Below are 12,123 nucleotides of genomic sequence, written 5' to 3' on the forward strand. Positions count from 1 at the left end.
GCCGGCCCGGCCGCCGATCCCGGCGACCGGGTTGACCACCAGCCCGAACCTCATCCGCCGAGGACCTTGCGGCGGTAGGCGCGCCAGGTCACCGACCACGTCGCGGGGTCGTCCAGGACGTCCTCGCGCGCGCGGTGCACGGTCGAGCGGTGCGGCGCCGTCCGCACGGTCTCCGGCTCCTCGCGGGCCTCGCGCGCCACCTCGGCGAGGATGGCGGCGTACTCGTCCAGGTCCGCCTTGGAGTAGGACTCGGTCGGCTCCAGCGTCATCGGCTCCGGGACGAGGAACGGGTGGTGGCTCGTCCAGTAGTGGGTGCCGAAGTCGGCCGTGCGGAGCCCGATGTCCTCGGTGTGCACGCCGGTCTCCTCGGCGAGCCGCTCCCAGCTGTAGCGCACCTGCTCGATGCGGCGTCGCCCCGCCGCGTACGGCGCGGACACGCCCGGGATCTCCAGCACCTTCTTCATCAGGTAGTTGTTGTTCAGCACCGCGACCTCGGCGGCCTCGCGCAGCCCGTCGGCGCCGAGCGACATGATCCACGCGTACGCGCGGACGAGGTTCGGCACGACGCCGTGGAACGGCCGGATCTTCCCGACCGACTGCGGGCGGTCGTCGTCCAGGCGGTAGCGCTCGCCGTCGAACTCGACCGTCGGCGTCGGCAGGAACGGCGCCAGCTCGGCGGTGACGCCGCACGCCCCGGCGGCGGGCCCGCCGCACGCGTGCGGGGTGGAGAACGTCTTGTGCAGGTTGAAGTGGCACAGGTCGAAGCCGGCGTCGCGGGCCCGGGTGATGCCGAGGATGCCGTTGGCGTTCGCCTGGTCGTAGGCGCACAGCCCGCCCGCCTCGTGGACGATCCGGACGAACTCCTCGATCCGCGGGTTGAAGATCCCGGTGTCCTCCGGGTTGGTGATGAGGAGCGCCGCCGTGCGCGGCCCGACGGCGGCCTTGAGCGCCTCGATGTCGGGGTAGCCGTCGGCGTCCGGGTACAGCGTGATGACCTTGAACCCGGCGGTCTTCGCGCAGGCGGCGTTGGACGGGTGCGAGAAGATCGTCGTGATGACCTCGTCCCGCTCGGTCTCGCCGCGCGCGGCGAAGTACGCGCGGATCATCGACACGTTCGCGTAGATCGCGGCGGACCCGGCGCCCGGCTGGAGCGAGAACCGGTCCATCCCGGAGATCTCCTTGAGCAGCCCCTCCAGCCGGTGGACGATCTCCAGGACGCCCTGCACGGTCCGCTCGTCCTGCAGCGGGTGCAGGTCGGCGATGCGCGGGTCGCGGACGAACTGGTCGTTCACCTTCGGGCTGTACTTCATCGTGCAGGTGCCCTGCCCGACGTCGACGTTGAGGTCCACGCCGAGGTTCTCCTGCGACAGCCGCAGGTAGTGCCGCAGGACGTGCAGCTGCGACAGCTCCGGGAGCGCGGGCGGCGCGGCGCGGCGCAGCCCCTCGGGGAGCGTGTCGTCGAGCGGCACCTCGGGCGCGGGCACCAGCACGCCGCGCTCGCCGGGGCTGCCGAGCTCGAACAGCAGCGGCTCGTCCCAGCGGGCCTGGTGGAAGCGGCGCAGCGGCGGCTTCGGCCCGATCACGGCGTCGGCGGTGGAGACGGGGGAGCGGTCGGTCTTCACTTCACGATCTCCTGGAGGGTGTCGGCGAGGCGGTCGATCTCGTCCCTGGTGTGCACCTCGGTGACGCAGTACAGGGCGTCGGTCCGCGACAGGACCGCGCCGCCGAAGATCCCGTGCTCCAGCAGGGCGTCGTTGACCTCGGCGGACGTGCGGGAGCCGGGGAAGCGGACGGTGAAGTCGGCGAAGTGCGGCGCGGCGGCGTACGGCGTCTCGACGCCGGGCACCGCGGCGAGCCGGTCCAGCGCGTACCGGGTGTTCGCCATGATCGTCTCGCCGACCTCGCGCATGCCCTGCGGGCCCATCAGCGCGAGGTAGACGCCGGCGGTGATGCCGTTGAGGGCGGCGGCGGTGCCGACCCACTCCTTGCCCTCCTCGCGCAGCGCGAACGAGGTGCGGTCGTAGGCGACGTCGCCGAACCCGTACTCGCCCTCGACGCGGGTCGGCGCGAGCCCGAACAGCCGCGACGGGAACTCCGCGACGAACCGCTCCTCGTCGCGGGTGGCGATGAACCCGCCGTTCAGCCCGCCGTAGGCCATGTGGACGCCGAGGGGCTGGATGTCGCCGCACACGATGTCGGCGCCGTAGGCGGCGGGCGGCGCGACGACGCCGAGCGAGATCGGGTTGCATCCGGCGACGAACAGGGCGCCCGCGCCGTGCGCGAGGTCCGCCAGCGACGTCAGCGCGGGGTCGATGATGCCGGACGCCGACGGTGCCTCCGCGTAGACCGCGGCGACGTCGCCCGCCGCCAGCTCCGCCCGCACGGCGGCGAGGTCGGCCAGCCCGGTGGACGCGTCGACCGGGACGACGACCACGTCGTGCACCGGCCGCACGTAGTCCTCGATCTTGGAGAGCTTGTCCGCGGCGACGGCGGTGACCAGCAGCAGCCGCCGCGCGCCGGTGATCCGGCCGGCCATCCGCAGCGCCGTCGCGGACGCCTGGTACCCGTCGTAGACCGGGACGTTCACCACGTCCATCTCCAGCAGCTCGCCCATCAGCGACTGGTACTCCCACAGCGCCTGGAAGCGGCCGTGGTCCTCGTAGGGCTCGCCCGCGTAGGCGGTGAGGAACTCGCTGCGGTTGACCACCTCGTCGACGACCGCCGGGACGTGGTGCCGGTAGCAGCCCGCGCCGAGGAAGCTGAGGGCGTCGCCGGTGCCGGTGTTGCGGGCCAGCAGCCCGCCGACGTGCCGGACGAGCGCGGCCTCCGAGCGCAGCGGCGGGGGCATGTCGAGCGGGCGGCCGAGCCGGATGGACTCGGGCACGTCCGCGTAGAACTCCGCGACGTCGGCGGCGCCGACGGCGGCCAGCATCTCCGCCTTCACCGCGGGCACGGAGTTCGGGATGTACGGGTGAACGCCCACGCGCTCCCTCGCTTTCGTCGCTTTCTCGTCGGACCTCTTGACGAAAACACATGATGCAGTGTGCTGTATACAGCATTATCCCTGCATCCACTTGGAGGCAAGATGGCGACGGGCATCCAGCGGCGGACGGTGCTGACCGCCGGTGTCGTCTCGACGCTGTTCGCGGCCGCCGGCTGCGCGACCGGCGGCGTCCGCAAGGCCGGGCCCGCGCTGAGCTCGGCCGCGTCCGGCCAGATCAAGGGAACCGTCAGCGTCTGGTCGTGGGACGTGGCGGCGAAGGCGCTCAAGCGGCTGGCGCCCGCCTTCGAACAGCGGCACCCCGGAGTGCGGGTCGACGTCGTCGACATCGGCTACGACAACGCCTACGACAAGATCACCGTCGGGCTGAAGTCGGGCAAGGGCCTGCCCGACGTCCTCACCGTCGAGGGCGGCCGGCTGCCCGGCTACATCGGCGTCTTCCCCGGCGGCCTCTACGACGTCACCGCGCTCGCCGCGCGGTACCGGACGAGCTTCGCGCAGGCCGCCTGGAAGTACGTCACCGACGAGAAGGGCAAGGTCTTCGCGCTGCCCTGGGACAGCGGCCCCTGCGCCCTCTTCTACCGCACCGACATGCTCAAGGACGCCGGCGTCGACCCCGCCTCCATCCGCACCTGGGACGACTACGTCGCCGCAGGCGAACGCATCAAGGCCAGGACGGGCAAGAAGCTCCTCGTCATGGACCCCGAAGAGGACAGCGTCTTCCCGATGCTGCTCCAGCAGCAGGGCCAGCACTACATGAAGAACGGCCTCATCGCCGTCAACGACCAGCAGGGCGTGCGCGCCGCGACGCTGCTGAAGACGCTCGCCGGCAAGGGCCTCATCCAGTTCGAGAAGGGCTGGGACGGGCTCGTCGCCGCCACCAAGGCCGGCAAGGTCGCGACCACCCCGTACGCGGTGTGGTGGTCGGGCACCCTCACCGACGAGATGAAGGAGCTCAAAGGCAAGTTCGGCGTCGTGCCGCTGCCCGCGTTCGACGCCGGCGGCGTGCGGACGTCCAACGACGGCGGGTCCGCCCTCGCCGTCACCGGCCAGACGAAGAACGCGGCGGCGGCCTGGGCGTTCGTCGAGTTCATGCTCGCGGACACCGCGAACCAGGTGTCCATGCTCAGGACCGAAGGGCTGTTCCCCGCCTACCTGCCCGCACTCAAGGACCCGTACGTCACGGCCCCGCAGGACTACTACGGCGGCCAGCCCGTCTTCAAGACGTTCGCCGACCTGGAGAGCAGCGTCCCACCCGTCGAGGACAACAAGGACATGCCGAAGGCCCGCGACATCGTCAACGGCACGGTCTCCGGCATCGTCCTGCACGGCGAGGACCCGAAGCAGGCGCTCGACTCGGCCGCCAAGCAGATCGCCGCCGCCACCGGCCGGCGGATCGCCGGCTGACATGGCGCAGCAGACGACGGCCCGGAAACCGGTCGCGGCCGCCCGGACGAAGGCGCCTTCCGCGCGCGGGCGGCGGCGGACCTCGCGGACGGCCCCGTGGATGTTCGCCGGCCCGGCGGCGGCGCTGTTCGGCGTGTTCTTCGCCTATCCGCTGCTCGCCGGGCTCTACCAGAGCTTCACCGCCGACCGCGACGGCGTCACCACCTGGGTCGGGCTCGCGCAGTACCGCCGGATGATGCACGACCCCGTCTTCTGGACGTCGATGCGGAACATCGCGCTCATCCTCGTCGTCCAGGTCCCGGTCATGATCGCGCTGGCGCTCGCCATGGCGTACGGGCTGAACCAGTCGTGGCTGCGGTTCCGCGCGACGTACCGGATCGCCTGCTTCCTGCCCGCCGTGACGATGCTGGTCGCCTACTCGGTGGTGTTCCGCGTCCTGCTGAAGACCGACGACGGCCTCGTCGACCAGGCGCTCACCGCCGTCGGGCTGCCGAGCGTCGACTGGCTGAACGGCCCCGGCTGGGCGCGGATCGCGCTGATCGGCTCGATCACCTGGCGGTGGACGGGCTACAACGCGGTGATCCTGCTCGCCGGGCTGCAGGGCATCGGCCGGGAGCAGTACGAGGCCGCCGCGATCGACGGCGCCGGCCCGGCGACCACGTTCGTCCGGGTGGTGCTGCCGCAGCTGCGGCCGGTCGTCCTGTTCTGCCTCGTCACCTCGACGATCGGCACGCTGCAGCTGTTCGACGAGAACTACGTGCTCACCAAGGGAGGGCCGGGCAACGCCACCATGTCGCCGGTCCTCTACCTGTACAAGGTCGGCTTCGAGCAGCTGGACTTCGGCTACGCGGCGGCCATCGCCTGGGTCGTCGTCCTGATCATCGGGCTGATCTCGTACGCGCAGTTCCGCTTCCTCGGGAAGGACGCGTCGCGATGACCTCCCTGCCCGCGCGGGCGTCCACGCCCCCGCGCACGCCGCCCCGCACACCGCCGCGCACCCGGACCCGGCCGCCCGCGCCGCGCCGCGTCCGCCTGCTCGGCCGCGCCGCCGCGGTGCTCGCGCTCACCGCCGGCGCGCTGGTCAGCGCCCTCCCGTTCTACTGGATGGTGGTCGCCTCGACCCGCGACAACGCCGAGCTGTTCGCGTCGCCGCCGCCGTTCCTGCCGGGCGGGCGGCTGCTGCACAACCTCGTCGCGCTCCAGCACTCGATCGGCTTCGGCCGGGTGATGCTGAACAGCGTCGGCGTCTCCGTCGTGTACACGGTGCTCAGCTCGCTGATCTCCGCGATGTGCGGGTACGGGCTGGCCAAGTACCGGTTCCGGGGCCGCGGGCTGCTGCTCGGCCTGGTGCTGGCGACGATGATGATCCCGTTCCAGGTGCTGCTCGTCCCGCTGTTCCAGATGATGGCGAGCCTCGGCTGGGTGGACACCTACCAGGCGGTGATCCTGCCGTTCCTCGCCAACTCGTTCGGCATCTTCCTGATGCGCCAGGCGTTCCTCGGCTTCCCGGACGAGCTGATCGAGTCGGCCCGCATGGACGGCGCCGGTGACCTGCGGATCTTCTACCGGATCGTGCTGCCGGTGGTGCGGCCGCAGCTCGGCGCGCTGGTCATCTTCTCGTTCATGACGCAGTGGAACGCGTTCCTGTGGCCGCTGCTGATGCTGAACACAGAGGACAAGTACACCGCCCCCGTCGCGCTGTACACGCTCATCGGGCAGAGCCACGTCGACTACGCGGGGCTGATCCTCGGCTCGTTCCTCGCGACGCTGCCCGTGATGCTGCTGTTCTTCCTGTTCCAGAAGCAGTTCGTGTCTGGGCTTCTTGGGGGTGCCGTCAAAGGATGAGCGAAGCGAACCGAGGGATCACGCGGGTGCCGGGGCTGCTGTACGGCGGCGACTACAACCCGGAGCAGTGGCCCGAGGAGGTGTGGGCGGAGGACGCCCGGCTGATGCGGGAGGCCGGGGTCACGCTGGTGACGGTCGGCGTCTTCTCCTGGGCCCGGCTGCAACCCGGACCGGACGAGTGGGACTTCGGCTGGTTCGACCGGGTCCTCGGCCTGCTCGCCGAGCACGGCGTCGCCGCCGATATCGCGACCGCGACGGCGTCCCCGCCGGCGTGGCTGGTGCGGGCGCGCCCGGAGATCCTGCCGGTCACGGCGGACGGGGTGCGGCTGGAGTTCGGGTCCCGGCAGCACTACTGCCCGTCGTCCCCGGTGTACCGGGACGCGGCGGCGCGGCTGGCGCGCACCATCGCCGCCCGGTACCGGGACCATCCGGCCCTGGCGATGTGGCACGTCCACAACGAGTACGGCGACCACGTCACCGAGTGCTTCTGCGAGGCGTCCGCGGTGGACTTCCGGCGCTGGCTGCGCGACCGGTACGGCGACGTCGCCGCGCTGAACGCCGCGTGGGCCACCGACTTCTGGTCGCAGCGCTACGGGACGTTCGAGGAGATCGAGCCGCCGCGCACCGCGCCCGGCCCGGTGAACCCGACGCAGGCGCTGGACTGGCGGCGGTTCTGCTCGGACGCGCTCCTCGGCTGCTACCTGCGGGAGAAGGCCGAGCTCGACGAGGTCGCGCCCGGCGTGCCGGTGACGACGAACTTCATGTCGATGTTCAAGCCGCTCGACTACTGGACGTGGGCCGCGCACGAGGACGTGGTGTCCGACGACGCGTATCCGGATCCGGCGGATCCGGAGGCGCACGTCGGCGCGGCGATGAACTACGACCTGATGCGGTCGCTGAAGGGCGGCCGCCCGTGGCTGCTGATGGAGCAGGCGCCGTCGGCGGTGAGCTGGCGTCCGGTGAACGTGCCGAAGCCGCCCGCGCTGGCGCGGCTGTGGTCGCTGCAGACGGTGGCGCACGGCGCGGACGGCGTCCTGCACTTCCAGTGGCGGGCGTCGCGGGCCGGGGCGGAGAAGTTCCATAGCGCGCTGCTGCCGCATCGCGGGACCGAGGGACGGCAGTGGGCCGCGACCGTGGCGCTCGGCCGCGACCTCGCCCGGCTCGCCGAGGTCGCGGGCACCCGGATCGCGTCGGACGTCGCGATCGTCCTGGACTGGAACTCGTGGTGGGCGTTGGAGCTGGACGACCGGCCGTCCGCCCGGCTCCGGCTCCGCGACCTCGTCCGGACGTGGTACGGCGCCCTGGCGGACCGCAACGTCGCCGTCGACTTCGTGCCGCCGGACGCCGACCTGGCGGGGTACCGGCTCGTCCTCGCGCCGAACCTGTACCTGACGGCTGAGGCGACGGCCGCACGGCTCACCTCGTACGTCGCCGGCGGCGGGCGGCTCGTGTGCGGCTTCTTCAGCGGCATCGTCGACGAGCACGACCACGTCCACCTCGGCGGCTACCCGGCGCCGCTGCGCGACGTGCTCGGCGTCGTCGTCGACGAGTTCTGGCCCGTGCCCGACGACGCGTCCGTCCCGGTGGAGATCGGCGGGCGGCGGGCCGCCGCGACGCTGTGGAGCGAGTGGCTGGAGCCGCTGACCGCCGATGTCGCGGGCACCTACCTGTCCGGCGAGCTGGACGGCCGCCCCGCGGTCACCCGCAACGCCCACGGCGAGGGCCGCGCCTGGTACGTCGGCTGCCATCTCGGCGACGCGATCGGGCTCGTGCTGGACGAGGCGCTCGCCGACGCCGGGGTGCGCCCGGTGCTCGACGCCGCGCCGGGCATCGAGGTCACCCGCCGCGACGGGCCCGGCCACTCCTACTACTTCCTGCTCAACCAGAGCGGTGAGGAGCGCGAGACGCCCGCGCCGGACGGCACCGACCTGCTGACCGGCGCCGCCGTCCGCCTGTCCCTGCGCCTCCCCCCGTACGGAGCGGCGGTCATCAAGACCGCGCGCGCCTGAACCCACCCCCTTCCGAAGAGGTCGTCATGCGTCGATCGCTGCATGTCCTGGCCGGGCTGACGCTCGGCTCCGCACTCGCCCTCCCCGTGGGCGCCGCCGAGGCCGCCCCGCCTCCCCGGCCGCCGGGCCCCGCCGGCTACGCCGACGTGCTCGACCTGCACGGCGTCCCGGCGAAGGCCCTGCCGCCCGAGGTCAGCGACGTCAACGTGTTCGCCGACCAAGGCGCCTGGCACGCCTACGCCCTGCCGAAGCCCGGCGACACGTCCACCTACGGCGGCTTCACCGGGCCGCTGTACATCGCGCAGGAGTATCCGTGGTGGCTGAGCAAGGCCTTCAGCCGCATCACGCTCAGCGAGAACGGCAAGGAGATCGACCTCGCGTCCGCGGCGAACCCGCGCTTCACCTCGCTGCCCGGCGCGCTCCGCCAGACCTACGACCTGCCGGGGCTGCGGCTCACGCTGGAGCTGCGGTTCGCGTCCGACCGCACCGCGCTCGTCCGGGCGTCGGTGGCGAACACCGGCCGCGCCCCGCGGACCCTGCACGTCGGCTGGACGGGCGAGCTGCTGCGCCCGGACGCCGAGCCGATGCGGGGCGCGCCGTCCCTGCACGCCACCGCGGACGGCGTCGCGGTCGCGTTCGCCAAGGTCAGGAAGACGTGGGACTACCTCACCGGCGGCACCGAGCGGTTCGAGGTCCGGCACGACGGGCCCGTCCGCACGACCGTGACCGGGGACGCCTACCGCATCGACCTGGCCCGCCCGCTGACCGTCGCGCCGCACCGCTCGTCCGCGCTGGCCTGGACCGAGAGCTACACCTTCACCGCCGCCGAGCGGAGCCGGGAGGACGCCGCCGCGCCGCTGCGCGATCCCGACCGGGTGATCGCGGCGACGGACGAGCGCTGGCGCGGCTACGTCGCCGCCGTGACCCGCGGCGTCCCGGCGGACCGCCGCCGCCTCGCCGTGAAGTCGCTGGAGACGCTGGTCACGAACTGGCGCGGTCCCGCCGGGATGCTCAAACACGGCGGGATGACCCCGTCCATCACCTACAAGTGGTTCACCGGCGGGTTCTGGGCCTGGGACACCTGGAAGCAGGCCGTCGGCACCGCCCGCTTCGCGCCCGCGCTCGCGGAGTCGCAGATCAGGTCGATGTTCGACTACCAGGTCCGCGCGGACTCCAAGGACCGCCCGCAGGACGCCGGCATGATCCCCGACTGCGTGTTCTACAACGACCCCGCGCAGGGCGGCGGCAACTGGAACGAGCGCAACAGCAAGCCGCCGCTCGCCGCCTGGGCCGTCTGGGAGGTCTACCAGCGCAACGGCGACGCGGCGTTCCTGCGCGAGATGTACCCGAAGCTCGTCGCCTACCACGACTGGTGGTACCGCGACCGGGACCACGACCACGACGGCCTCGCCGAGTACGGCGCCACCGTCGACCCCGCGAACGCGACGCCGGAGGACGCCCGGCAGGCCGCCGCGTGGGAGAGCGGCATGGACAACGCGCCGCGCTTCGACGCCGCGCTCGGCACCGGCGTGGTCGAGAACCGCGACGCGGGCGGGCGCCTCGTCGGCTACTCGCTGAACCAGGAGTCGGTCGACCTCAACTCCTACCTCGCCGCCGAGGACGGCTACCTCGCCGCGATCGCCCGGCGGCTCGGCCGCGGCGCCGACGCCGACCGCTGGACGGCCCGGCAGCGCGCCGTCACCGCCGCCGTCCGCAAGGCGATGTACGACCCGGCGACCGGCTACTTCTACGACACCGACCTCGCGTCGGGCCGGCGCCTCACCGAGCGGGGCCGGGGCATCGAGGGCGCGATCCCGCTGTGGGCGGGCGTCGCGGGCGGCGCCGAGGCCGCCGCCGTCCGGGGGAAGCTCACCGACCCGGGGGAGTTCGCGACGAAGGTGCCGTTCGCGACGGTGGCGAAGAGCTCGCCGTACTTCGCGCCCGAGGAGTACTGGCGCGGGCCCGTCTGGCTCGACCAGGCGTACTTCGCGCTGGCCGGGCTCCAGCGGTACGGCTACCGGCGGGACGCGGCGTCCCTCGCGGACCGGCTGCGCGGCTCGGCGGCGGGCCTGCTCGGCGACGCCCCGATCGCGGAGAACTACGACCCGCTGACGGGCGCGGCGCTGAACTCGACCAATTTCAGCTGGTCGGCGGCGCTGCTCCTGGAACTCGGCTGACCGGCGGCCGCCCGGCCGCCCGCACCGGCGGCGGGGCGGCGGTGCCCGCTCCGGTCCGCCGGATTTTGCCGTTCCTGTGAGCCCGATGCGCATTAGCGGGCTTTGTGCCGGGGCAATTCCCCTGCGATCACCAAGCGATGGGCGGCGCCGGGGGGAAGGGCAGGAATGCGGATAAAAGGAGCAATTCGGTCGCGGGGTGGGCGGGCGGCGCTGGCGCTCGGCGGTGCGGCCGGCCTGGCGCTGACGGCGACGGCCCCAGCGGCGTCGGCGTCGGCGGCGTCGGCCGGAGGGGGCCCGGTCGGCGCGGGCACCGTCACGTACCAGGCCCGGCTGCGGCCCCTGAACCACCAGACCGGCTCCGGACGGCTGACGCTGCGGCTGCGCGGGAGCACCGCGACGATCACCGAGCGGTACTCCGGGCTCGCGGCGACGCTCGACGGCAGGCCGTACCCGCACCTGCAGCACATCCACGGCGGCGCCCGCGGCATGTGCCCGCCCGCGTCCGCCGACCGGAACGGCGACGGCGTCGTCAGCACCGCGGAGGGCAGACCGTACTACGGCCCGATCCAGGCGACCCTCTCGGTGAAGGGGGACATCACACCGCAGGGGGGCACCGACCTGAAGAACGCGCCGAAGGGGTCGAGCGTGCGCTACGAGCGGACGATCACGCTGAGCCCGGCCGCCGTCGCCTCCCTGCACAAGGGCATCGCGGTCGTCGTCGTCCATGGCGACGACCCGCGGACGCTCGGCCGGAAGGCGCGGAACGAGAAGAGCGAGCTGGTGCCGTCGCTGCCGCTCGCCGTGACGTCGCCCGCGCTCTGCGGCGTGCTGAAAGCGATCCCGGCGGGTGGCGCCGGGACGGGTACCGGTTCCACCGCCGTCGGCAGGGATGCCACGGGCGCGTGGCTGTTCGGGGCGGGCGCAGTGCTGTTCGGCGCCGGGGCGCTCGCGCGCGTCCTGTCCGTCCGGCGGCGGGACCGCGCGACGTTCCGGCCCGCATGAGGACCGCCTTCTTCCGCGGCGACCGCCGGGCCCTCGGACTGAGCCTCGCGGCGCTCGCGTGCGGGGCCGCCGCCGTCGCGGCCTCGGTCGCTGGGCAGCGGGACCGGGCGCCGCAGGCACCGCCCGCGGCGCCCACCTGGGCGCCGCCACGGGAACCGGAGGCGGCGGACGGCCTCGCGCTGCCCGCCGCGGCGCCGACCCGGCTCACGATCCCCGCGCTCGGCGTCCGCGCCCGCGTCGGGCGGGCCGGGCTCCGGTCCGACGGCACGCTGCGACCGCCCCGCCCTCCGCACGAGGACGAGCCCGCCTGGTACACCGGCTCCGTCACGCCGGGGGAGGCGGGCACCGCCGTCATCGAGGGGCATCTCGACTCGTCGGCGGGGCCGTCGGTGTTCTTCCGGCTGGGACGGCTGCGCCCCGGCCAGACCGTCCGGGTGCGGCGCGCGGACCGGACGACGGCGGTGTTCACCGTCGACGCCGTCCGCCGGTTCCCGAAGGACGCCTTCCCGACGCGGGCGGTGTACGCCGACACGGCGGGGCCGTCCCTCCGGCTCATCACCTGCGGAGGCCGGTTCGACCCCGCCGCCCGCCACTACAGGGACAACACCGTCGCCTTCGCGCACCTCACCGCCGCACACTGATCCACCGCCGCGCAATGAGGTGCGGCGAGCCGTCGTCTTGG

General features: G+C 73.2%; 9 protein-coding genes. 7 read left to right on the forward strand and 2 right to left on the reverse strand.

The window, feature by feature from the left end; all coding sequences use genetic code 11:
* Nucleotides 1–50: 50 nt before the first annotated feature.
* Together gcvPB and gcvPA are read right to left on the reverse strand one after the other, a co-directional pair.
* Nucleotides 51–1,622, reverse strand: a complete 1,572-nt coding sequence (gene gcvPB, locus ABZ914_RS11785; RefSeq protein ID WP_433147758.1) for an aminomethyl-transferring glycine dehydrogenase subunit GcvPB — start codon at nucleotides 1,620–1,622, stop codon at nucleotides 51–53.
* Nucleotides 1,619–2,983: an aminomethyl-transferring glycine dehydrogenase subunit GcvPA gene (gene gcvPA, locus ABZ914_RS11790; protein ID WP_500192963.1), complete on the reverse strand. Its 1,365-nt coding sequence runs from the start codon at nucleotides 2,981–2,983 to the stop codon at nucleotides 1,619–1,621. Before gcvPA ends, gcvPB begins: the two co-directional genes overlap by 4 nt.
* 102 nt (nucleotides 2,984–3,085) lie before the next feature.
* Between gcvPA and ABZ914_RS11795 the strand changes: the two genes are divergently transcribed.
* The 7 genes from ABZ914_RS11795 (at nucleotide 3,086) to ABZ914_RS11825 (ending at nucleotide 12,082) form a co-directional block, all read left to right on the forward strand.
* Nucleotides 3,086–4,408 (forward strand): ABC transporter substrate-binding protein, encoded by a 1,323-nt coding sequence (locus ABZ914_RS11795; protein WP_500192964.1) that lies wholly within the window; start codon nucleotides 3,086–3,088, stop codon nucleotides 4,406–4,408.
* Between the two features lies 1 nt (nucleotide 4,409).
* Complete coding sequence (locus ABZ914_RS11800; protein ID WP_387027717.1) at nucleotides 4,410–5,345, forward strand: carbohydrate ABC transporter permease; 936 nt, start codon at nucleotides 4,410–4,412, stop codon at nucleotides 5,343–5,345.
* Entirely contained in the window at nucleotides 5,342–6,253 is a 912-nt protein-coding gene (locus ABZ914_RS11805; protein ID WP_387027719.1) for a carbohydrate ABC transporter permease, read from the forward strand. Before ABZ914_RS11800 ends, ABZ914_RS11805 begins: the two co-directional genes overlap by 4 nt.
* On the forward strand, nucleotides 6,250–8,262 hold the full coding sequence (locus ABZ914_RS11810; RefSeq protein ID WP_500192965.1) for a beta-galactosidase: 2,013 nt from the start codon (nucleotides 6,250–6,252) through the stop codon (nucleotides 8,260–8,262). The genes ABZ914_RS11805 and ABZ914_RS11810 overlap by 4 nt, the downstream gene beginning before the upstream one ends.
* Nucleotides 8,263–8,288: 26 nt before the next feature.
* Nucleotides 8,289–10,439: an MGH1-like glycoside hydrolase domain-containing protein gene (locus tag ABZ914_RS11815; protein WP_500192966.1), complete on the forward strand. Its 2,151-nt coding sequence runs from the start codon at nucleotides 8,289–8,291 to the stop codon at nucleotides 10,437–10,439.
* A gap of 165 nt (nucleotides 10,440–10,604) precedes the next feature.
* On the forward strand, nucleotides 10,605–11,441 hold the full coding sequence (locus tag ABZ914_RS11820; RefSeq protein WP_500192967.1) for a hypothetical protein: 837 nt from the start codon (nucleotides 10,605–10,607) through the stop codon (nucleotides 11,439–11,441).
* On the forward strand, nucleotides 11,438–12,082 hold the full coding sequence (locus ABZ914_RS11825; RefSeq protein WP_500192968.1) for a class F sortase: 645 nt from the start codon (nucleotides 11,438–11,440) through the stop codon (nucleotides 12,080–12,082). Before ABZ914_RS11820 ends, ABZ914_RS11825 begins: the two co-directional genes overlap by 4 nt.
* The last annotated feature ends 41 nt before the right edge of the window (nucleotides 12,083–12,123 follow it).

Source organism: Spirillospora sp. NPDC046719 (assembly GCF_040645715.1).
Lineage (GTDB): Bacteria > Actinomycetota > Actinomycetes > Streptosporangiales > Streptosporangiaceae > Spirillospora.

What these genes read in the sequence shown, in the direction of transcription:
- ABZ914_RS11795 (WP_500192964.1), top strand. Translation starts at nt 3,086, where the DNA reads ATGGCGACGGGCATCCAGCGGCGGACGGTGCTGACCGCCGGTGTCGTC.
- ABZ914_RS11800 (WP_387027717.1), top strand. Translation starts at nt 4,410, where the DNA reads ATGGCGCAGCAGACGACGGCCCGGAAACCGGTCGCGGCCGCCCGGACG.
- ABZ914_RS11805 (WP_387027719.1), top strand. Translation starts at nt 5,342, where the DNA reads ATGACCTCCCTGCCCGCGCGGGCGTCCACGCCCCCGCGCACGCCGCCC.
- ABZ914_RS11810 (WP_500192965.1), top strand. Translation starts at nt 6,250, where the DNA reads ATGAGCGAAGCGAACCGAGGGATCACGCGGGTGCCGGGGCTGCTGTAC.
- ABZ914_RS11815 (WP_500192966.1), top strand. Translation starts at nt 8,289, where the DNA reads ATGCGTCGATCGCTGCATGTCCTGGCCGGGCTGACGCTCGGCTCCGCA.
- ABZ914_RS11820 (WP_500192967.1), top strand. Translation starts at nt 10,605, where the DNA reads ATGCGGATAAAAGGAGCAATTCGGTCGCGGGGTGGGCGGGCGGCGCTG.
- ABZ914_RS11825 (WP_500192968.1), top strand. Translation starts at nt 11,438, where the DNA reads ATGAGGACCGCCTTCTTCCGCGGCGACCGCCGGGCCCTCGGACTGAGC.